The sequence below is a fragment of the Pirellulales bacterium genome, assembly GCA_033762255.1.
Classification (GTDB): Bacteria; Planctomycetota; Planctomycetia; order Pirellulales; family JALHPA01; genus JANRLT01.
Genome location: JANRLT010000067.1, coordinates 47,787 through 69,878, shown reverse-complemented (window position 1 = coordinate 69,878; position 22,092 = coordinate 47,787). Strand labels below are relative to the sequence as shown.

The 22,092-nt window shown below is 56.6% G+C and carries 14 protein-coding genes; 7 read left to right on the top strand and 7 right to left on the bottom strand.

The window, feature by feature from the left end:
- Nucleotides 1-6: 6 nt before the first annotated feature.
- Nucleotides 7-1,392, bottom strand: a complete 1,386-nt coding sequence (locus SFX18_19040) for a hypothetical protein (GenBank protein ID MDX1965249.1) — start codon at nt 1,390-1,392, stop codon at nt 7-9.
- A gap of 412 nt (nt 1,393-1,804) precedes the next feature.
- Between SFX18_19040 and SFX18_19035 the strand changes: the two genes are divergently transcribed.
- From SFX18_19035 to SFX18_19015, 5 genes are all read left to right on the top strand, one after another.
- Entirely contained in the window at nt 1,805-3,679 is a 1,875-nt protein-coding gene (locus tag SFX18_19035; GenBank protein MDX1965248.1) for a DUF1549 domain-containing protein, read from the top strand.
- A 166-nt stretch (nt 3,680-3,845) separates the two neighbouring features.
- The gene (locus SFX18_19030; GenBank protein ID MDX1965247.1) at nt 3,846-5,201 is read left to right on the top strand and encodes a DUF1501 domain-containing protein; all 1,356 of its coding nucleotides are present in this window, start codon (nt 3,846-3,848) and stop codon (nt 5,199-5,201) included.
- Nucleotides 5,202-5,417: 216 nt separating this feature from the next.
- Nucleotides 5,418-6,524, top strand: coding sequence for a hypothetical protein (locus tag SFX18_19025; GenBank protein ID MDX1965246.1), 1,107 nt, complete (start codon nt 5,418-5,420; stop codon nt 6,522-6,524).
- A gap of 218 nt (nt 6,525-6,742) precedes the next feature.
- Nucleotides 6,743-7,291, top strand: a complete 549-nt coding sequence (locus tag SFX18_19020; protein MDX1965245.1) for an RNA polymerase sigma factor — start codon at nt 6,743-6,745, stop codon at nt 7,289-7,291.
- Nucleotides 7,288-12,033: a PQQ-binding-like beta-propeller repeat protein gene (locus SFX18_19015; GenBank protein ID MDX1965244.1), complete on the top strand. Its 4,746-nt coding sequence runs from the start codon at nt 7,288-7,290 to the stop codon at nt 12,031-12,033. Before SFX18_19020 ends, SFX18_19015 begins: the two co-directional genes overlap by 4 nt.
- A gap of 27 nt (nt 12,034-12,060) precedes the next feature.
- On the opposite strand, the gene SFX18_19010 is transcribed toward SFX18_19015, so the two are convergent.
- From SFX18_19010 to SFX18_19000, 3 genes are read right to left on the bottom strand one after another with little or no spacing between them, the layout of a single operon-like run.
- Nucleotides 12,061-13,200, bottom strand: coding sequence for an HlyD family efflux transporter periplasmic adaptor subunit (locus tag SFX18_19010; protein ID MDX1965243.1), 1,140 nt, complete (start codon nt 13,198-13,200; stop codon nt 12,061-12,063).
- A 5-nt stretch (nt 13,201-13,205) separates the two neighbouring features.
- Entirely contained in the window at nt 13,206-13,904 is a 699-nt protein-coding gene (locus SFX18_19005; GenBank protein ID MDX1965242.1) for a DUF4956 domain-containing protein, read from the bottom strand.
- Complete coding sequence (locus tag SFX18_19000) at nt 13,901-14,677, bottom strand: polyphosphate polymerase domain-containing protein (GenBank protein ID MDX1965241.1); 777 nt, start codon at nt 14,675-14,677, stop codon at nt 13,901-13,903. The genes SFX18_19005 and SFX18_19000 overlap by 4 nt, the downstream gene beginning before the upstream one ends.
- Before the next feature lie 524 nt (nt 14,678-15,201).
- On the opposite strand from SFX18_19000, the gene SFX18_18995 reads away from it, so the two are divergent.
- The gene (locus tag SFX18_18995; GenBank protein ID MDX1965240.1) at nt 15,202-16,767 is read left to right on the top strand and encodes a TolC family protein; all 1,566 of its coding nucleotides are present in this window, start codon (nt 15,202-15,204) and stop codon (nt 16,765-16,767) included.
- 244 nt (nt 16,768-17,011) lie between these two features.
- The gene (locus SFX18_18990; GenBank protein MDX1965239.1) at nt 17,012-18,310 is read left to right on the top strand and encodes a Gfo/Idh/MocA family oxidoreductase; all 1,299 of its coding nucleotides are present in this window, start codon (nt 17,012-17,014) and stop codon (nt 18,308-18,310) included.
- 13 nt (nt 18,311-18,323) lie between these two features.
- On the opposite strand, the gene SFX18_18985 is transcribed toward SFX18_18990, so the two are convergent.
- The 3 genes from SFX18_18985 to SFX18_18975 all read right to left on the bottom strand — a co-directional run bounded on the left by SFX18_18985 (nt 18,324) and on the right by SFX18_18975 (nt 22,090).
- Complete coding sequence (locus SFX18_18985; GenBank protein MDX1965238.1) at nt 18,324-19,637, bottom strand: hypothetical protein; 1,314 nt, start codon at nt 19,635-19,637, stop codon at nt 18,324-18,326.
- Nucleotides 19,638-19,926: 289 nt separating this feature from the next.
- The gene (locus SFX18_18980) at nt 19,927-20,868 is read right to left on the bottom strand and encodes a lactate/malate dehydrogenase family protein (protein MDX1965237.1); all 942 of its coding nucleotides are present in this window, start codon (nt 20,866-20,868) and stop codon (nt 19,927-19,929) included.
- 235 nt (nt 20,869-21,103) lie between these two features.
- The gene (locus tag SFX18_18975) at nt 21,104-22,090 is read right to left on the bottom strand and encodes a class II aldolase/adducin family protein (GenBank protein MDX1965236.1); all 987 of its coding nucleotides are present in this window, start codon (nt 22,088-22,090) and stop codon (nt 21,104-21,106) included.
- Nucleotides 22,091-22,092 lie beyond the last annotated feature (2 nt).

Genomic DNA, 22,092 nt, shown 5'->3' with positions numbered 1-22,092 from the left:
ACCTAGTCAACTTCCCCCCAGGAACGGCGCGGGAATGAGAAATGCCGGTTGAAGATATAAATTTAGCCCGCCATACCACGTCGTGAATTGGGTTAAATACTGAAAACCGGTGTAAGCCGCCGCGATGGCAAACATGGCCAATCGTCCCGCATAACGAAACCCAAACCAGCGATAGTCCGGATGCCGCAGCGCCCGGCCCATGCCCCAGCCGATCATGAACCGTCCGGGCCACATGGCAAAGATCATGATCATACTAAAAAACCAGATAATTTCCGTATCCAACAACTCCGCCTGCATGGCAAAAAAGAGCGGCGTGAGCGCAAGCAGCAAGAACAAACCAAACGTCCAGGCCACCGGCGCATGACAATAGAGCCGCCGCACGCGGCGCCATTCAAACATGGCCCGCCACCGATTTTCCACGGCAAAATGCGTTTGCAAAAACGGCAGCCACGTCAGCACCACCGCCGTGGAGATCCCCCCCAACCAACCAACTAGCGGCGCGTTCCGGCCGATCAAAATCATCGTCACGGGAATGGCCAGCCAGATGAGCGTCCCCGCAAAGCCCCGCGCTCCCAGCCAAAAAAAGTACGGCAAGCGCAGCCCAATGACAAAATTCCAAACCGCGTCCAGGGAATCGTTCCAGGCATTTGGCCGGGTGATGCGCCGCCAAAGCTTGATCGGCCGCGCGGGAAGCAAAAAATCCCGCAGCCTTCCCCCCCGCAAAAATGCTCCATAAAAATGCACGCTCAGCGCGATCAACAACAGAACCAATATAATCGTCAGGTTGCGGGTCGAGGGATTGGCCGGATCGATCAATTGTGCCTCGTATTGCATTTGCGAAATGAGCCGCAGCGGCAGCCAGGCAATACCCAAAGCAATTAAAATTCCGCCTAGTTTTGCCCCCTGGCGAATACCGATAAATCCATCGCGCAACCGGCCCGATCGGGCTACCCGCGCGCTCGATTCCAGCAGATAGCCTAGAGTTAATAATTGCAATACGGGAATCACCGCCACCACCGACAAGATAAACACCAGCGAAAACAGCCCAAAGACCCATTCCGCCGCATTCCCGATGGTCATCCAGAACCAGCCCAACATCCGCCAAAAGGTAACTCGCGTGGCGGCCGTGTTACCCACCAATTCCGCGGTGATGACAGGCTGGTCGGCCACCAGTTCCGCTAAAATTGGCGGCTCTTCGGTTAATTCCGCCAAATAGATGTCCCCCGTGCCGGTGGGAGCAATTGTCGGCGGAGGAGCGGTCAGGGGATTTGCCACGGCGAGGTGGGGTAAGGGACGATTTTTTTGCAATTGCCGGTTTTTAGCCCCTAGCGGACCCGCCCCTCCATTCCACCATCGGCCCAACTTCCAATAATTCCCCAGGGTGCTAGACATAAACGGCCTCAAGCGGAAAAAAATGCTGGTTAATGGGTTTTCTTCTTTACCCAGTCATAAAAATCTTTACCCAGTCATAAAAATCGGCACAATCACAGGACCGCGTCAAACCGTATTGTAATCCGCGGGATGGGAAGAGACCAAATCGTTTGCCGGACACGCGGCTGAAACTTATTCGCCCGACGACTGGTAAGATTTGGTGTTCCCGGGCGAAAATAATGGTGTTGGAACGATATCCCCAATCAGGAATTCCCTCCACTGTTTGTCATACTAGGTAACGGGGCGACAAAGTTTCACGGATGGGCCGGATTTATAAGAATTTTACCCGTAATTCGCAGGCAACTTGTTTTCCCCGCTGGCGGGTATGAGTTCCCGCGAGAGGGTGGAAAAGCATCGCTATAGGGTACTTGACATGCCTTCACTGATACCGCCAGTCAATCCGCCGGAGGACGCCACGACCTCCGCCAAACCCCAACGTTACCAGCGTTTGGCGGTATTTTTTGGCGTGGTGCTGCTCATGGCCACGGCGCTAGGAAGCGCGCTGGTCCCCCAACGCGAACCCCAATCCCGCCTGCCAAAGTCTGGTCTTCCCTCGGAAAAAACGCTCAACCAGATTCAACTGACGGCCTCCCTAATCGACCAGCAAATGGCCGCGGGCTGGAAAAATCATGCCCATATTACGCCCGCCCCGCCGGCGAACGACCTGTTGGTGATGCGGCGGCTCTCGTTGGCGCTGCGGGGAACGATACCCTCGCTGGAGGAAATTCGCAATTTCGAATCCCTCCCTCCCAAGGAACGTCTCAACTGGTGGCTGGCCGACATCTTTGCCGATCGCCGCTACGCCGACTATACGGCGGAACGCTTTGCCCGCGCTTGGGTGGGGGTGGAGGATGGCCCGTTTATCTTGTTTCGCCGCCGCTTGTTTGTGAACTGGGTCAGCCAACAATTTCAGGCGAACCGCCCGTTGGATGAAATCGTGCGCGAGCTCATTACCGCTAAGGGCATCTGGACGGAAAAGCCAGCGGTCAATTTTTTGACGGTCACGATTGATAACGACGACGAAAGCAAGACACCCAAGGCGAATCTGCTGACATCGCGGATCTCGCGGGCGTTTTTGGGAATTCGGATGGACTGCGCCGAATGCCACAACCACCCCTTTGATGAACGCTGGACACAGGCCGGCTATCAGGGAATGTCGGCCTTTTTAGGGCAGGCACGGATGGGTTTTTCGGGAATCTATGACGATCCAAATTTTGTCTACCAGGTGGACGACCTCAAGACTGGCCAACAGCGCGGCGTGGAACCGGGCGTCCCGTTTGGCCATGATTGGCTCCCCGCCGATGGCACCCGCCGCGATCAACTAGCAACGTGGGTAACACACCGTGACAATCCCGCCTTTCCAAGGGCCATTGCCAACCGCGCCTGGGGGCTTATGTTTGGCAAACCACTGGTGGACCCCGTGGATGACATTCCCCCTGAAAACCTCCCTTTTGAAAAATCCGTGACTACGACGGAATCCGAAAATTACTCGGCCCAATCCCCCAATAATGCCGACGACTTACTCGAGGACGAAGAATCGCCCGCATCATCCCTTGCCGGCGCGGAGCAAGTACTAGACACGCTTGCCCGGGACTTTGCTCGCCATGATTACGACCTGCAGAGATTGTTTCGCGTGATTGCGGCCACTCAGGTTTTTCAACGTGAAAGCCGAAGCCAGACAGCGGCGGATGGATCCGACCAGGATGCAATGATCGCGGGCGACGCGAATGACAATCAACAGCTTCACGCCTTGCAAGTTGAGCCTCAGCAGGTCTGGGCCGAATTTCCCTTGATTCGCCTGCGTCCCGAACAAATCATCGGTAGTCTGGTGCAAGCGGGAACCTTGGGCACGATTGATGATCAATCCCACCTGTTGACGCGGCTCATCCGATTTTTTCGCGAACGGGATTTTGTGCAGCGCTATGGCGACGCTGGCTCCGACGAACTATCCGAAAGCGGCGGCACCATTCCGCAAAGCCTACTCCTGATGAATGGCAACCTTGTCCGGGAAGTGATCGCGCCGGAATTTTTGAACGGCTCGGCCCGGATTGCCCGTTTGTCCAAGGACCATCGTCAGGCAATTGAGATCACGTTTTTAACCCTGCTCACGCGCCGCCCCACCCCGGCCGAGGCGGACTATTTTGCCAGTGTCTGGGCCGAGCGAGAGGCCGCTTTGGGCCGCGCGCAACTAGTTTATGACCTGTACTGGACACTGCTAAATTCCACGGAATTCCGTTGGAATCACTAAAATTCACGACGTTGGATAATTTGCATCAGCCGCCACGCGCTAGCGTCCGGTTGTATTTAATGCGTTTTCAATAAACCGTGGGCTAGCGCCCGGCGGCTGATTTCGTCACATTTTGACACGCACCTTACAAACCACCGTTTTCTCTTTGAAATAAATCTGGTGCACTATGGCCTTGCCAGCTTCGCAGCAACCTTTTCCAGCTTCCCAGCAATTCGATCCGCAGCAATTCCACGCCGCCCAGCACGCGCCCTATCAAAACTTGGCCAGCGACTGGAATCGGCGGCAGTTTTTGCGCGTGGCGGGAATTGGCGCGGGGGGATGGCTAACCATGCTGGCCCATCAACTGGCCCGCGCCGACGAAGCCCAAAAAGTTTCCCGACACCAACCCGCGACCGCGATTATCCTGCTGTGGATGCAGGGTGGACCCAGCCAGCTAGAGACATTTGACCCGCATCCCGGGACCGAAATCGGGGGTCCGACCAAATCCATCCCCACCGCCACCAAGGGTGTTAAAATCGCCCAGGGATTAGAGCAAACCGCCGAAATCCTGGATCGGATGTCGCTCATCCGCACGGTCACTAGCAAGGAAGGGGACCATGAACGGGGCACCTACACGGTCAAGACCGGTTATCGCCCTTTGCCGGCGGTGGTTCACCCCTCGTTGGGGGCGATTGTCTGCCATGAATTGCCCGCCCCCCAAACCGAGATTCCCAGGCACATTTCGATTTTGCCCGGTCAATGGCCTGGACGGGGGGGATTTCTGGGTGATGAATACGACGCCTTCAAAACCTTTGATCCCATCAATCCCGTTCCCGATGTTCAATCCGCCGTCGACGAAAATCGTCAAAAACAACGCTTGTCCGACTTGGAAATGCTGGAAAAGTCGTTCGCCCGCGGACGTGAGCGCCAAGCGGCCGAAACCCGCAACCGCGACACCATGTTAGCCGCCAAAAAAATGATGGGCAGCAAGCAACTGGCCGCCTTTGACATTAGTAAGGAACCGCGGGAACTTTTGGCCGCCTATGGCAATACCGAATTTGGTCGCAGTTGCCTGGTCGCGCGTAAACTGGTGCAAACCGGCGTCCGCGCCGTCGAGGTAACCCTGGATGGTTGGGACACCCATGCCAACAACTTTGAAGGGGTCAGTAACCAATTAAAAATCCTCGATCCAGCCTTGGCCACGCTCATTCGCGACCTGGAACAGCATAACCTGCTGGATACCACGCTAGTCGTTTGGGCCGGAGAGTTCGGCCGCACGCCTAATATCAACCCGTTTAAGGGACGGGACCACTGGCCGCACGCCTTTACCGTGGTTACGGCGGGGGGTGGGCTAAAGCGGGGTTTGGTCCTGGGTGAGACCGATCCCGGCGGTGGGCGAAAAGTGCCAAAAAGTTACAGCATCGCCGATTTGCACGCCACGTTTTTAAGCACCTTGGGAATCAATCCCAAAAAAGAACTGTATTCCCCCTTTGGCCAACCGGTCAAACTGGCGGAGGGTACACCCCTACCGGAACTACTGTGAAGACCAGTTACGGCTCTCGCTTTTAGAAGCGATGATTCGATTCTAGCGTTTAATCAGATTAAATGGCTTATCCTGTTTCCGGCGGCAAGCCGCGAATTATATTGTACGTTGGGAATGAAGCGCGCGTGTCTTTCTCCGACCTAGATTTTTTTAGCCGCCCTGTTAGAGTAAAAAAATTTAAAAGCGGTCATTCAGGCGGAGAAAGTATGTTTCGCTATGTCCGTTGCCACGCAGCCTATTTCGGATACCGCCGTTGACGCCGCCGCGCTCGCGGCGACGCCCGGGGATGCTTGTCCCGAATGCGGCCACGCCCGGGCACTGGATCGCGATTGGTGTCCCGCCTGCGGCTATCATTATCGTTGGAAGGTAAAGATCGAACTGGATCCGTGGGATCTGGCCACGATTTCCACCACCGGCGATAACTCCAGCCCCGCTGCTTCCCCCGCAAAGTTACCTCCCGCGCTGCTGGGACTACAATCCGCCTGGCAAATGCTTTTTAATATACCTGGGTGGGGTTGGGCGTTAGTCTGCGGAGTCGCGCTGATATTTGCCCTGACCGCCGCCGCACAAATCGGCTTGCATCGCCTGGAAAAAGCGGACTTGGCTATTTTGGTGGGGCTGGTCCAATTTAGCGCGGGCTGGACCGGTTTTTTTATTGGTTACTTTATTTGCTATTATCGGGCATTAATGGGGGGCGGAAATTTCGCGCTCTTGGACTTTTTTACCCGTCCGATTGCCATATGGTCGTACACCTTGCGTGAATTGCCACGCCGCTGGTACTGCGCCGCAATGGGGTTATGGGGAATGTCGCTAGCCGTGGCGGCCGTGGCATTCGCGGGGCTGACCCTGCGTATCGATTGGGGTGAGGAACAAGCGGATTGGAGCCTCTCCAAGGCTATCTCCGCCCAGAAAAAGCGTGCCAGCGGGGACATCGGCGATACGGCCGCCGCACTAAACAATAATGCCCTGGTGCGGGCCAAACAAAAAGCCGCCGCCGAAAACCGTCCCTTTTCCGCTGATTGCGTGATCTTGGGCTATTATCCCGCGGGAGAAAGCGGCTTTGACGGCTTGGTGTTGGGCATGGATGTGCAGGGAGAACTGACCTATGTGGGGACAATTTCCGTGGGGATTCCCCCGGCAGCCAGCAGCTTTTTGACCGAGCGTATGCCGCAAATTTTGCGCCCCGAGCCTTTTTTGCCGTTAAGCATGAGTGGCGTTAAATGGCTCGAACCAAAACTTACTTGCCGCGTAAAATATGAAAAGTTATCAGATAATAAAAAATTGGTGCGGCCAATAATCGTCAAGATGTTGCCGGAATTGTAAATCAAGGGAGATTTTTTTTAAATGGAAAAATCGCCCGGTTAAAATTTTTCTTGCGTGCGCGGGGCAGGTCGGTAAAAATGAGGTTACCTGCCTAGATACGCTGTATTGGCAAAACCGCATGCCATGAAGCGCCTGTTTGCCACTTATTTGCGGTTCACCCTTTGCGGTGAACGGCCCCGCCTTTCCTTTCACATCCCCCGCGCCTGCGACGCTTTGTCATGCAAGATCACGAACTGGTCATCGCAGCGCAGCGGGGGGACAATGCCGCATTTGCCTCCCTGATCCAGCGACATCAGCAGGCGGTCTACGCTTTTTTGCGGGCCAGGCTCTTGGAACCGGCCGATGCCGAGGATCTAACCCAAGAAGTCTTTTTGCGCTGTTATACCGCCCGGGCCAAGTTTGATTCTCCCCACATGGTCCGTCCGTGGTTGTATGGCATCGCCCGTAATTTATTGCGGGAACATATTCGCCGCTATCAGCGCCGCAAAGAAGTCGCCTGGACGGAATTGTGCCTTGATTTGGAAACGCGGGTGGGGGAGGATCTGGGGATCATGGACGATTACACCCAGCATTTGCCGGAATGCCTGGATGGCCTAGGACCGAGCGCGCGGGACGCGCTGAACCTGTACTATCGCCAGCATAAACGCCTGCTAGAAATTGGCAATTTACTGCGCCGCAGCGAAGGGGCGGTAAAATTGCTCATGTTTCGCGCCCGGCAAGCCCTTAAAATGTGTCTCAGTGGCAAATTAAAAAGTGACCAGCAATGACCGACGCCGAGTTAATCGAGTTGCTCGAAAATAAGCTGCCCCAGGAGTTGAGCGCCGCCGAAATCGCCCAATTGCGCAGCCACCTGGACAGTTCTGGCAAATTGCAGACGGTCTTGCGGGATCGGTTGCGCATGGACCAATCGCTAGCGCAGATTTTGGGGTATATCGATCTGCGACCAGAGCAAATCCTGGCCCGGGCCAACCGTGCCAGTCCCCGCGGCAATCCCTGGGTGTTGTGGGGAATGGCGTTGGCCTTGTTGCTATTATGTGGAATTTGGATCAAAGTCTGGCTCGATCAGGCCGAGGCAGATTTAGCCCTGAAAGTCCAACCGGTTACCGCCCCCGCGGCAGACCCGGCCCTGGCCCCCCCGCCTGCCAACAATAATCAAGCTAACCCAGCCCCGGCCAACCCGCTTGTTAGCCAAGCCCCCCCCGCCAACAATAACGCTCATCAAGATAACCCGGCCCATGCGACTCAGCCGGATACCGCGGGTGGGACCATGCCCCCCGCCCAAAATCAAATCGGCGCCCAACCCCCCCGCCAACGGGATGGCTGGGTGTTGTACGAAGCGGAAAAATATCATGCCGCCACGGGCTTGGCCCCCATCAACGAAGGTGATACTTCTTTTTTGCGTCCGACACGTGATAAATCGACCGTTGAATACAAGATCCAAGCCCCCGTCGCCGGCGACTACCGCCTGCAATTGCGGTATCGCAATTTGCAACCCGCCCCGCTCCGGCTCTGGGTGAATGAAAAGTTAGTCGAAAACGATTTAGCCGGTGCCACGATGCCGGGCTTTTCCGGAGATTTCGCCGAAGGCTGGACCCCTAGCCTAAAAATTAACTTAACCGCCGGCGAGAACACCCTCCGGCTGGAGTCCCGCAGCCGGAAACAGCCGGAATTACAGCTTTTTCCCGATCTGGACGCGCTGGCCTTGCAACCTGTCGCGGCGGCAAATACCGTCGCCTCTCGACCAGAGAACCGCCCGCCTTGGACGAGAGTTACACATTTAGACCGCGCCCCGCGTTCTCTGTGGGAATGTGCCTGCGAACCGGTAGCCAGTTGGGGAAAGCCCCCGGGGAAATCCGATCTCGAATCCTGGCTCGAGCCGGTCCAAGATTTTCGGATCGATATGACCCAGCGCTGGCAATTCAACTATTGCATTTATGACGGAGCGGCGCGACTGCGGGCCAAGTTACAACCCAATCAAGCGCTCCGCTTGGCGTTTAGCGACACCGACAACCGGTTTTGCCTGCATTTATGGGAAGGGGACCGGGGCTATACCCTGCGCTTGTACGAACATCAACGCAACACCTGGGTCGCGTATCGCACGACGCGCAAAGCCGCCAACGAACCGCGCCCCGCTGAGTTTTTATTTGCCGGCTCCGATGGCGAGCGAAATTTACGTTTGCACAATGGCGACCTGCCCCAGCGAATCGATCTCCTTTGGACGGGCCAGCATCTCGTCCTCAGCCGGATGGGCATCCCGCTGCTTCAGGTTCCTTTTACCACTGCTCCGGAAATCATTCTGGATGGCCGGGCCTTGGTTCAGGGAATCAGCCTGGTGCCGGTTCTGCCGCGGGACAAGGACCCCTGGCAAGTGGAAATCGCCCGCTTGGACCAACCTCCCCCAGTCACCAAGGAACTAAAGCGGCTCGACCAATTGAATTGGAAGTTGGAGTTTGAACCGAATAAAGGCGTCGAGTGGATCAAGCACCCCACGGGCGCGGTGGAATTATCCGCCCGCGAACGAACCGAAAAGCATACCTGGGCGACGGTGGACTGGGACATGTCCGTGCCAGCGATCTTGGAATTTGACGTGGAAACACCGCAGCCAGGCGCGCGGCTGATTCTGGCCACCAGCGACGGCCAACCCAAATACGGAATCGGCAACTTTCGGGATAACCACAGCCAACGTCAAGCCTGGGAGTTTGTCAGCCCCTATGACAACCGTTACGAAGTCGACCACAACGTGCGGGACCGGGTTGCCGCTTCGGCGGGGACGCGCACCTGGGTGCGGGTGTTGCAATCTCCCGGAATGTTACGAATGTGGCTGAGCCAGGATGGAGAAAACTGGGGGAGTCCCTTTGACCCCATGCAAGGGACGGACGGGGGCTGCACACGTTTTGGCATCATGATTCCGCAGTCCGACCGACCGCGGGGGATCATTTTGCACCAGGTGCGCATCCGGGCGTTCCCTTACCTGGAAAAATACGCCCTGGCCGACCGAACCAAGCTGCAGCCGCTCGAGGATTTTAAGAATGTCCAAAACGAGGCGGGCTGGAAAGAACTGGTGCAGAAAACAAAACCAGCCGATCTGGACGAAAAAACCTGGCAACGGGCCTGCCTGGTTGAAACCGTCCGCCTGGGAAAACACCGTGAATATGCCAACCCGCAATTATTGTCGCTATTTGCGGATTTGTATGCCGAGCTGGCGCAGCTTCCGCCGGGTGAACAACTCGATCAACAACTTTTACTGCTGGATACAATCGCGGCTCTTGCGCACACCTGGATGGCCGTGCACGATTATCCCGCCGAAGAGCGGTTTTTACCGTATTATGAACGTATCACCCGGCAATTGGCCCTGCGCGGCGAACCCCGCGCCTGGTCGCGCGTCTGGCCCCATTATGTCATGGCCGATTTTAACACCTGGGACGTGCGGCAACGCCAATGGTCGTCGTTATATCTGCAAGAACTGCTCGAGGCGATCTATCGGGTGGATTTGCCCGCTAGCGGGGTGCTGTTGGGGGCGGGACGCGGTCTGTATCCACGCCTGGAGTTGCTCAGTTGGGGAGACGCCTGGCTTGCCTCGCAACTCCCCCCCGCCCAACGTCGCGATGACACACACGCCCCCCAGAACGATCTATACCGCCGGGTGGATTTGCGCCATCCCTACCGCGAGGAAATCAACAAAGAGGGCTATAACTTTATCGCCGAATTGCAGTCCGCCATCGGTAGCAAAGCCTATCGCGATGCGTGCCAACTCATCACCAATGCTCACTATGATGATAAACTAGGTTTGCTACCCAGTCAGCGCGACCCGCAACTTTATTATTCCGTCCCGGTCGCGGTCACGGTGGCGGTCCGCGAAGATCCCGAGCTTCATCGCGTCTTAAGCTCCGAATTTGCACCCTTGGGCATGCTCAAGTACCACCAAGCCGAACAAGCGGCCGATCCCCGCGCAATGTTGGCCCTGACAGTGCAGTATGGCGGGACTCCCGCCGCGGCGGCGGCGCATCACTGGTTGGGCGATCGTGAACTTTCTGGCGGGGACTTTGCCGCCGCACAGGCACATTATCAAGCGGCCCTGGGGACGAGCGACGGGGCGGCCCAATCGCAATTATCCGCCAAAATTCGTTATGTCGCGGCCTTGGCCGGAGAACGCATCGGCCAAGCCCCCGCCCAGGCCGTGCAATTGGCTGATCAGTTGCTCCCCGCGGCGGACTTTGAAAAATTGATCCAAAATCTGTTAGACGGCCAATCCGCCGCGCCGGGCGCGATCCACCCGGCCCCGCTTCCCGTCGCGTTGCCGGATTGTGACCAAGTGGAAATTAAACCCATCGGCAGTATCGAAGCAGCGGCCGGGGATAATCTGCATGATTTTCCGGCCGTTATGAATGACGCCAGCGACGGCGAGCGGTTGTTTGACTGGGTGCCACGAATCTTTCATGGTTTGCCCGCGGGGAATGATGTCGTCTTGGCTAATCGTTTTCAAATTACCGCGTATGAACAACCCACCGGCAAAATGCGCTGGATATCCGAGAATGGCAATGACCGTCCGCGGGTCCATGATTGGCCGCTGGTACCGATGCGGCCAGTGATACAGGGAGATAAAATCTATGTCCGCAGATTGCGCCGCACCGGCCCGGAATTGGCCTGCGTCAAGACCGATGGCCAGGTCCAGTGGCAGACGCATGCCAGCCTGACCCCCATAAGCGATCCCCTGATCACCCCGCGCGGCATTCAAGTCCTAACAATTGCGCGGGGAGAAACCGAATCCCAAATTTACCTCTGCGCGCTGAGCGCGCAAACCGGCCAAGTCCTCCGCCAGACTCCTTTGTTTACCGTCAATCCGTGTTGGGATGACCAGCACACGGCGGAATGGATATCCACGGGGGAGCGAATTTATGGCGTTTGCACCGGATTTGTCTTTTGCCTGGATTGGCAAGGAGAATTGCGCTGGGTGCGCAAACAATTATGGCTGGGTCAACGCGAAAAGCGGGATTGGGGCCGCCAGGCGATGCAGTCCCCGTATCTTTGCGGCGGAAAATTGCTCATCCAACAACCGGGCGTTCCCGCCGTCGAGGCCCTGGACCCCGATTCGGGTTTGCTCTTGTGGAGGATCGTCCTGCCCGATGTGCGGGCAATACTAGGCTGTGTGGGGGACCGACTGTTAATCCAGGACGAAACGGGAATTACCGCTTATACCGCCGCCGGGGGAAAGTATCTTTGGTCGCTTGCCATCCCCCAAATGCTGGCGGGCGTGCAATTATCCGCCAGTGGCAACTGCTGGTTCACCCGCGCGGTCAAGGAAAAAGATCGTAACGAAAAACGGGTGGAACTGGTAGGATTTGATCCAGCCACCGGCGTCATCGGTAAAGCTATTTCCTTTCCCGATTATTTGCACGACAAACCCAACCTGGGACCCATTATCTTTTTAGGCAATAACCGCTGGTGGGCCTTTGGCCAAGGTGGCGACAAGGAACCCCGCCGGACCATCTATGAGATTAAGCCCAAGTAAGCAGCGGGATTATCGAATGAGATTCCCTTAAAAGAGCACATCCAACAGTTCGCCGGGAATCACCCGCGCATCGGCGGGGAGGGCAATCCGCACGGGGAGGCCCCATTCCATGAGCTTTGGATCGCGACGCTGGTGTTCCGGGACCAGCTCGACTTGGGGACCGACATGCTCGACTATCGCTGGAATAGCACTCGTTCCCGGGCGTCGTGGCCGTAACGACACAGTATCTCCCGCCGCCGGCAAATCTTGATTTTCGGGGCGTAAATAGCTAATCACCGCCTCACTGTGGGCGTTGGCAATAGTGATCAGGGGATCGCCCATTCGCACATGCTGGCCCGGCCAACGATGAATGACCGCGATCACGCCGCTCATAGGGGCTCGAATCTCCAGTCCAGCCACCAAAAATTGCAGTTCCGCCATGAGTGATTCTTGCACGGCAATCTCCGCGTGCAACGGCTCGAGCGCGGCCGCCATATCCGCCGCGTCCAACTTGGATAAATTTTGCAGCCGCTCCGTCGCCCGCGTCTGCGCGATTTGAGCTTGTTCCTGGGCCACTTGCCGCTCTTTTAACTGGGCCGCCAAGCGATCATGCAGCAGTTTCTCTTCGCTGTATTGTAGCCGCGTCACCGCCCCCGTCGGAACCAATGGCTCTAACATGGACAACCGCTCCGTCCGTCGTTGCAGTTCGATTTTTGCGCCTTCTAGTTCGACCTTTTGATAAATCGCCTCCAGTCGACTGGCATCCACTTCCCATTGCAGCCGTTGCAATTCCAACTCCCGCCGGTCGTGGCGGTCATTCTCGGCGATTAGCCAGGCCGCCTGTTCGGCCCGTAGTTTGGACCGCAGCATGGCCAATTGCTTTTGCAACGTTTCAAGTTTAGCCAGGACGGGACGATCATCGATCCGCGCGATGACCTGATTCGCGGTCACCGTATCAAATAGTTTCCAAGGTCCGCGAAAATTTGTAAGTTGTCCCTCGGCCGCGGCAACCACATCCAATCGCACGCTCAGCGCTTCGCCCATCGCCGGAGGGATTACGGCCTGCCGGCTCCACAAATAGAACGTTCCCGTCATTGTCACTAAAAATGTCAACAACGGGCCCACGCTCGTTCGCCAGCGGCGAAGACGCAACCAAAACGGCGTTGGGATGCGGCGAGAGGTGGGCATATGAATTAAATTTCGGATTCATCCTCGCGCATGAACAGCGTTACATCGCCAATCCCGGGCGTTTGCTCTAGCTCCTGGCGAAATTCGTCACCGCGGGCCGGGTCGCGCATTAACACCCGAAAAGACATTCCCACCGCCCCCGGCCCCAAATGCTGCTGGCTAGTCAAATGAACCCGCGCGCAATGCAGATCCAGTATCCCCCGCAATTTTGACTGCAAATCACGGACATCGCCTGACAACTGCACGCCCATGACGGCGTCATAACGATGTCGGCTGCCAAACGAGATTAAATGCACATAAATGATCACCAGCCCGATCCCCACCGCTGAAACCACCGACATCGAAAACCGACCCGTCCCCACGCCCATCCCGGCCAGAATGGCCCACATGACAAAAATCGTGTCGCGGGTATCCTTGAGCGCGCTGCGAAAGCGTACCACGGCAAAGACCGCCAGCAACCCAAAAGCCACGGCTAGACTGCCGGCCATCATGCCCATCATCATGGCGATAATCACCGGCATAATGACCAACGACGCCACAAAAGTTTGTGAATAGGATAAACCCGAGTGCGTCCAGATATAAACCCAGCCGATAATTTGGCCGATAAAAAAGGCCAATAACAGCATAAAGGCGACCGTCAGCGGGGCGATGGCCCCCGCGGCGCTATCCGCGGGCAACAGATTTTGCAATAATTCCCCGTTCATGAAGCCAATCCCACTCCCGGCGAGAACTGCCCCTGCCAGGGACAACCCACGGTGTCCAGACAACGCACATACTTGGCAAAAGAAACTCGCAGCAAATTGAGTGCGGCCACCATATGCCGCATCCACTGCGGGTACCGATCCGTGAACTTAAGCTCCAACAACACTTGCGAATTTTGGGCCGGATGTATCCGGGGGGGCACAGTCAAGCCATTCGACGGACGGTAGGCATGGGCATACAAGTCGCGATCAAAGGTCAGTCGGACGTCGTTGCTTTGGGGAGAAACGTACGCTTCGCGGCTATACGTGACATATACACAGGGAACCGCGCGAATTTCGTGATATAAATCACAAAACTCGTTCAAGGCGGCCCACGCGGGAGCGGACTCTCCCGCGATTAAATGTTCCTTGACCAATGGGTGTCCGCACAAAAACTGCGCGGCAGCGGGCTTGCTGGTCGCGGCCCGTTGCTTAAAAATGACTCCTCCGACGCGCCGTTTGATTTCTAAAAAAACCGGGCTGGTCGGCTGATCATCGTAATACCGCAACCGCAGCTTAAAGCGGTTTTTTAAACCTTGGCAGGTGGCATGATAGGTTTGCAGGCGCCGTGAGTCGCAATACAGGCTGTGCACTGAGTACCGAAAATTATTTTCCACGCGTGAATGCTCATCCGGCACTAGAAATTGCCGCACATAAGCGCGCATTGTCGTGGCCTGGGCTTCGGTAATCCAATATTTCAGCTCGTACCGACTGGACTGCAATGCAGAAGCTCCCATTTTGCCTATTCCCCCATCAGCTCCGTATATTCAGGTCAATCCGTTAATCGTGGCGGTCGAAAAAAAGTCCAAAGCCAAATCCGCGTTACCTAAAATGGCAGCCTGTCCACGCAATTTTTACCTTGGCGGCAACCTACTCACGCCCACTCCCCACAAATTCCCCTAACACTATTGTAACCAAATCTTAATATCTTGCAATCGTTATATAGTCTTAACCTGCCTAGAGTTACTAGTTTTTTATAAAAATATTCAAAAACAATTTCTAATCTTTACTAGGCACATTTATCCAAAATTAACAATTCGCTCACAATTCCGCAGTTTATTCCTAGATTCTCGATTCCATCCAAAATACAAACTCACCTCTCAACCCAACTTGCCCACTCTGCCACAATGAACCAGCCTGTGAGAGGGCGTTAAAGACTGAGCTTGACCCAACTGCTGGCACCGATATACTCCTCCGCGCTAACTATTTTTGTTCCAAGTAAGCGGCTTTTTAGGTTTTTTGTGATAAAGGATCGCTTTTTTTGAATCAACCTCGGTTAAAAACGAGCTGGTCTTGGACACTCGGCTGCTGGTGGGGTTGCTGGCTGATGCTTTGCCAGGGGGGCTGCCTCGCGGTGTGGAATTCACCTTCGACCGAGATTCCCCCCACACCCCGGTCAAATTTCTCTTTGTTATCTAACGAACTTCCCCGCCGGGTGGGGTCTGTGGAAAAGTCCGTGGTTGCGAGTCCTCAGCCCAAGCATGCGTCTCCCCCCGACAATTTTGCTACTAACCCCGCACCAAGCCGCGCCAATCGCCAGTTGCTGCAATCCTGGATCGAAGAGGAGGTAGAAAATCCTTCCAAAGTTGTCCAAACTTCGGCTCAATCAACCGTGTCGGGAACAATCGTCGCGGAGAGTATTACCCCGCGAACGTTGACCCTTGAGCAGTTGTGGCAGGCCACCTTAGACCAGCATCCCCTACTTTTCGCCCGCGATCATGAAATTAACTCGGCCCGTGGGCGGTTGTTGCAGGCTGGTTTGTGGCCCAATCCCACGTTGGTCCTAGATACCGAAAATGAATTGCGTTCAGATGCGGAATCCACGGATATTACCAGCCGGTTGATGTTTACGTTTCCCTTGGGTAAAAAAATCCCCCGAGCCCAATCAGCCGCCCAGGCGGAAATTGCACAAGCTTGCCAGCAAAGAGATGCCGACGCGCAGGTGCTTCTGTTGGAAACCACCGCCGCCGCCTATGAAACCCGTTACTATCAAGAATTATCCGACAATCTGCTAAAACTGCGCGAGTACGCCGATTCCGCGGCCAAGTTACAGCAAAAACGCGTTGATGCCCGACTGGGCACAATTTCCCTTATTCGACTGAATGCGTGGTCGGCGCATGTTGAAAGCACGGAAGCGGCATCCAAATATGAATTAGCCAAACTACGTTTAGCGCGCGCTATCGGTCAACAGCAGCTGGAACCTGTCACCCTGGCGGACTCGCTGGAATTTTTTTCGTTAATAGAAATGGACCATGGGACACTTGCCGAGCTAGCGCGACGCAGCCTGCCACGAATCGCCGCCGCGCGAGCCGCCTGGCAAACACGCCAACGGGAAGTTTCTGTCGCCTGGGCCAGGGGAATACCCGATTTGCAGGTTGGTCCACGCTTTCGGGGGGACACACATGACAACGGTGATTCCCTGGGAGCGCGGGTACAACTGGATTTGCCAATTTTTAATCGCAACGAAGGGGGCATCGCCGCCGCGGTGGCCAATACCCAGGCAGCCGCGGCCCGATTGGATCTGGCGGAATTGGAAAGCGTCAACGATGTGCTGTCGGCCTACGCGCAAGCCCGCATCTTGGCTGAAAATTTGCGGGAATACGAGGAACTAGTCGTTCCCGCGATCCAAGCGGCGGAAGCGGACTTGGAAACCGCGACCGAACAACAAGCCATCGAGGCGTGGCAAATTATCGAGGCACGCATTCGCATCTTAAAGTTAAAAAATGACCATTTACGGTTATTGTATTTGTATCACTTGCAGGTCGCTCAACTGGAATTATTTTTAGGCCGGGGATTGCGTGTTCTGGCCAATCATCCTGGCGAATAATTTGCCAGCTCTAGCGGGCTAATGGCCACTCCGCCACCCAACTGCCAATTGTCCCTGACTCAGACAGGGTTCAGCGTGAAATTGGCAAACTGCCGCCCCGAGACTAGCAATTTGGTGGAATTGCAAAAATCACTTGCGTATTGTCCCGGTATGGCTAAAAATTTTAACGTATCTCCGAGGGGATTAAATTTCTCAGCTGTATCCATCACCCTTGCCCTTGCTGTAACTAGAAAGTGGATTTTTTATGCCCAACTCTTCCCGCCGACAGTTTCTGACCACTTCCTTGGCCGCCAGCGCCGCGACGATGATTGCGGCCCCGTTATTTGTTTCCACCCGCGCGCTGGGCCGGGAGGGAATCATTCCCCCTAGCGACACGATCAACTTGGGCGTGATCGGCATTGGCCCGCGGGGAACTTATGACTTGGCTGCCATGCTGAAGCAGCCGGATGTCCGCTGCGTGGCCATTGCCGATGTGCAGGCCAGCCGCCGCGAAGCGGGCAAGAAACTCGTGGATGGCCACTATGGCGACAGCGAATGCCAAATTTACCGCGACTTTCGCGAAGTCCTGGATCGTAAGGACATTCACGCCGTGCTGATCGCCACGGGGGACCGCTGGCACGCGCGGGCGTCAATTTTAGCGGCCAAAGCGGGCAAAGACGTGTATTCCGAAAAGCCCTGCGGAATCACCATATCCGACTGTCAGGAAATCGAAGCTGTCTTTCAGCGTGAAAAGCGAGTGTTTCAGGCCGGCACCCAAAGGCGCAGCGTCCCCAACTTTCAAGCGGCGGTCCAACTGGCGCACGGGGGAAAATTGGGGAAACTGCAAACACTTTATGCGTCAGTCTATCAACCCGCGCTCGACAATAACTGGCTCCCCGCCGAACCATCACCTCCGGCGGATGTGTGCGACTGGAATTTGTGGCTGGGTCCGGCTCCGTGGCGGCCCTATAACAGCCGCTACGTGGCGGGAGGCTGGCGGGGCATCCATGATTTTGACTCGGGGGCCAAACTGCTCGACTGGGGCGCGCACACCGTTGACCAGTGCCAATGGGCCAATCAAGTGGATAACACCTTGCCTTTAACCTACACGCCGACGGAAAAGTCCATCACCTGCGCGTATGCCAACGGCGTCAAGCTGGTCCTGGACTTTTTGCAAACGCCCTTTGGCCAGCGCCCCGGTTGGATCCAAAAGCTGGGAACCTGCCCCGTCCGATTCGTGGGTGAAAGTGGCTGGGTGGAAACGGGGGATAGCGGCGATATCGAAGTCAGCGATGACGCACTGCGGGCGAATTTGCCCGCCCGGGAAGGTAAAGTCGTGGGATTAGATGTGTCGGCGCACGCGCGGAATTTTTTTGACGCTGTCAAATCCCGCGGGACCACGGCGGCCAATCCCTCGGTGATGAAACATTCGCATGTGGCCTGCCATGCCGCCGCGCTGGCGTGGATGCTGCAGCGAGAGCTTACGATCAACCCGGAGACGGTGGAATTTGTCAACGACGCCGAGGCCAACAGCCTGCGGTCGCGGCCCGAGCGGGTTTATTAATAGCGCGTAAAAGCTATATACGTCCCCAAATGCGGTCCCGTTTCGCCTGATTCGCGGCCAGTTTCTCAGCGGTTGTTAGCGGTCGCGGGGATGATTGGCCCGCGGACGCCGCGGCTTTTTGGCTGGCCGGTTTTTGCCCTTTTGTCTGTGGGGCATCATCATGGGCGTGCCCGGAGCAGGCACATGCCGCGGGGACTGTCCCGCCACAGCCGCAATCCCCCGGGGATGCCTGTTTTTTATCCGGGGGGGAGGCTGATTGCATGGCCGACGGCAAAGCAGGTACGCTTACCTGGGGGATGCCGCCGTAACTCATCGCCGCGGTTTGCAGAGTCAAGTCATCCGCTAATTTACGGTGTGGCTGAATGCCCAATTTGGCTAAGACCGCATGATAGGCTTTTACCGCCTCTTCCGCGGTGATCAGTCCGTCGGCCAGCAGCTTTAGAAACTCAATAAAGGCTAACTGGTTCTCGGCTTGGTTGATTTTACGCCCGTACAGCGCCGCCCGCGCGCCGTATTTCTTAGCCTCGGCCAGCATTTTAAACGCGTCATAGGTCGTCCCCGCGCTTCCCCCCAGGATGCCCACGACCAAGTGCGGATCATAAGCGACGAGTTCCTCCATTGCGCGGGGACCATGATACACAATCTTGAGAAACACGGGCCGACCCGCTGGCGCGACCCCCGCCAGCGTGCGGGCGATGTGGTCATTAATAAATGGGGGTATTGTATCGGCTGTTAATGCGGTCGGGGCATTGGGATCAAAGACCTCCAGAAAATGCCGAAAGCCCTTGCGTTCCGCCTCTTCGCGGAACAGCTTGTATTGCTCAAGCGTGTGCAAATCCTCCTCGAGGCGGTTATTAAAAGTGACGCTATACAGGCCCAGGTTTGCCCCGCGCACGCGCTCTTGGGGCTCGCAGTCCAGGTGCCCGCACTGCAAATGATCGAGCGCGGCCGAGCGGAACGGCCGGGCGGGCTGTGCCAGGTAGTTTTGTCCCCGCACCACAAAGACATCGGTGGCATCATTGGCCCGACCAGCGGGCGTGATGGGACTATGGTCGAATAACCCTTCGATCAACGTGAGCTGCGCGCTGGTGCTAGCCGACATCAGCATGATATCCACTAGCCCCTGCTGAATAATCTGGCGGATTTGGTCGCGATACTGCGCCAACGTGCGAAACCGGACCTCCCCGGCGTGCTGCTCGGGCGAGAGGCCCGGCGCCCCCATGCCAAAGGCCATGTCGGCGTCCTTGGCGTCGGCCAAAATGAACGCCCGCGAACCGTGCGGATCGGCGTGAATTTCAGCCAATTTGGCGTCAAGGGTTTTTTGCATGTGGTTAAACCAAGAAGGAAAGATTTAGCACAAAGGCACGGAGTCTAACGAGTTGCACGGAGGGGCAATCCAAAGGAAAATGAACCGTGGGCTAGCGCCCGGCGGCTGATTTCGTCACCGTGACTGCATCAACCATCAGCCGACACGCGCTAGCGTCCGGTTGAATTCTCTTTACTGATCCGCGTAAATCAGTCCCATCTGTTGTATCTATGTTCCAAATCTGTTCTCCGTGCCGCTCGGTGTTTTCCTCCGTGGCTCCGTGATTTTGCATTTCCCTAGCAATGAAATTTTACTTTCCCGCCAGGCGTTTCGTAACCGCGTCCAAGGTCTCGCGCAGGACGCTCGCGCTCTGCTTGAGCGCTTGCAGCTCCTTGGGCCAGAGGTCGATCTCGTAATGGCTCTGGACACCCGTCCGACCCACGACCGTCGGAACCGAGATTGCCACGTCTTTTAGTCCATAACAGCCGTTCTGCACGCTGGAAACAGGCAACACGCAACGGCGATCCAGCGCGACCGCTTCGATCACATCCTTGATCGCCACGCCCACGGCAAAGCCCGCCCCGCCCTTCTTTTTAATCATTTCCGCGCCGCTGGTTTTGGCCCGTTCAAAGATCTGCTGGCCCAGTTGTGGCGTCCAATGGGGAAATTTATCCAGCGGCAGGCCGCCGATCGTGGCGGCGGACCAGATCGGAACCATGCTATCGCCATGCTCGCCTAGGATCAGCGCCTGCACCTGGGTGGGTGCGGCGTTGAGTTTGGCGGCTAATAACCCGCGAAAACGTAGCGTGTCGAGCTGTGTTCCCAGGCCCAGCACCTGATGCGGCGGCAGTTTGAGGCGCTGCGCGGCCAAATGTGTCAGCACATCGACGGGGTTCGAGACCACTAGCACGATCGCGCCCGGTTTGAGCCCCACTTTTAAAATCTCCGCAAGGATTCCGGTAAAGAGATCGACGTTGCGGTTAATGAGATCCAACCGGCTTTCATCCGGCTTGCGCCGCAATCCGGCGGTAATGCAAATCAAATCGCTGGTGGGAATCTGCTCGTATCCACCGGCGTAAAACGCCTGATCAGCCATACTGGAGGACCCGTGCAACAGGTCGAGTGCCTGGCCGTCCGCCGCGTCGGCATTCGCGTCCAAGAGCGCCACTTCGCGCACGATTCCCCCCGCCTGCAGCGCAAATCCCGTGCAAGAGCCGACCAAGCCGCCGCCGCCAATAATGCTGACTTTCATGGTGAGGGAATAGTGGTTAGTGGGTGGTGGATGGTGGGTGGTGGGTGGTGGATGGTGGATGGTGGATGGTGGATGGTGGATGGTGGGGAGATGGTGTGTGGGGAGGATAGTGGGGGTTTTAAAAACCCTTCTCCCCGTGGGAGAAGGTGGCGAGCTTGCGAGCCGGATGAGGGAGTTTTAGAGATATGATTTCCTCTTTCTCTCCATTACTCCAAACTCTACTCCCCCACAAACTCTACTTCCCTAACGCCGCCATCACCCGATCGGTAATCAACTGGATCAATCGTTCCTGATCGGGTGTTTCGCCGGCACGCGCGTTGCCCAAATTTTGGGTTGCCGCGGCCACCGCCGCCGCGACCTGCTCACCGGTGGGACCGGAAACCACGGGAATTCCCGCGTTCGCATTCGCCACGGCGGCAACTTTACTCGGCTGGCTGCCATCACCGATGGCCGCGCGGGTGGAGATTGGCTCGGGGGCGGGAAACGCCTTGCGGCTAACGCCCGTCTCCGCCCAGCTGCCGCGAAACACGTCATTCGCGCAGATATCGCAGTTTTCCACGCCATCGGTTAGCCGCGCGTCTTTGAATCCCCACTTGGTCTTCAGCTCGATCAATTCCCGCGACTTTTGCTCACCCAGGTAATTCACATGCCCCAGGTCCTTGCTCAGCAGCAAAATCCGGCAATAAGCGTCGAGAATTTCCGTCCACCAATAGGCCCGTTCGACCGATTCGCCAAAGCTGACCGTGCCGTGGTTGGCCAGGATCATCACGTTGGATTTATGAACATAAGGGAGCACAGTGTCGGCGAATTTTTGATCGCCGGGGGTCTCGTATTTGGTGATCGGCACATCGCCCAAGAAGACCTCGACCTCGGGCAGGACGCATTGGGGAATCGGCTCGCGGGCGACGGCAAACGCCGTGGCATGCGGCGGGTGGCAGTGAACCACGCTTTTGATCTCGGGGCGGGCCTTCATGATCGTCAGGTGCAGCCGGATTTCGCTGGAACGCTTGCGCTGGCCCGAGATCTGGTTCCCTTCCAGGTCCACAATGCATAAATCCGCCGGCTTCATGAATCCCTTGGAAATCATCGTGGGCGTGCACAGGACCTCCTTTTCGCTGAGACGGAAGCTGATGTTCCCGTCATTCCCCGCGGCAAAGCCCTTGTTGTAAATGCGCCGTCCGATGTCGCAGATTTCTTCTTTGAGTTGTTGCAAATTCGCCATGT

Bases quoted from the DNA above. Each gene is read 5' to 3' on its own strand.
- SFX18_19010 (MDX1965243.1), bottom strand. From the start codon at position 13,200: ATGCCCACCTCTCGCCGCATCCCAACGCCGTTTTGGTTGCGTCTTCGC.
- SFX18_18985 (MDX1965238.1), bottom strand. From the start codon at position 19,637: ATGCAAAAAACCCTTGACGCCAAATTGGCTGAAATTCACGCCGATCCG.
- SFX18_18990 (MDX1965239.1), top strand. From the start codon at position 17,012: ATGCCCAACTCTTCCCGCCGACAGTTTCTGACCACTTCCTTGGCCGCC.
- SFX18_19015 (MDX1965244.1), top strand. From the start codon at position 7,288: ATGACCGACGCCGAGTTAATCGAGTTGCTCGAAAATAAGCTGCCCCAG.
- SFX18_19025 (MDX1965246.1), top strand. From the start codon at position 5,418: ATGTCCGTTGCCACGCAGCCTATTTCGGATACCGCCGTTGACGCCGCC.
- SFX18_19035 (MDX1965248.1), top strand. From the start codon at position 1,805: ATGCCTTCACTGATACCGCCAGTCAATCCGCCGGAGGACGCCACGACC.
- SFX18_19020 (MDX1965245.1), top strand. From the start codon at position 6,743: ATGCAAGATCACGAACTGGTCATCGCAGCGCAGCGGGGGGACAATGCC.
- SFX18_18980 (MDX1965237.1), bottom strand. From the start codon at position 20,868: ATGAAAGTCAGCATTATTGGCGGCGGCGGCTTGGTCGGCTCTTGCACG.
- SFX18_19040 (MDX1965249.1), bottom strand. From the start codon at position 1,392: ATGTCTAGCACCCTGGGGAATTATTGGAAGTTGGGCCGATGGTGGAAT.
- SFX18_19005 (MDX1965242.1), bottom strand. From the start codon at position 13,904: ATGAACGGGGAATTATTGCAAAATCTGTTGCCCGCGGATAGCGCCGCG.
- SFX18_18975 (MDX1965236.1), bottom strand. From the start codon at position 22,090: ATGGCGAATTTGCAACAACTCAAAGAAGAAATCTGCGACATCGGACGG.
- SFX18_19030 (MDX1965247.1), top strand. From the start codon at position 3,846: ATGGCCTTGCCAGCTTCGCAGCAACCTTTTCCAGCTTCCCAGCAATTC.
- SFX18_19000 (MDX1965241.1), bottom strand. From the start codon at position 14,677: ATGGGAGCTTCTGCATTGCAGTCCAGTCGGTACGAGCTGAAATATTGG.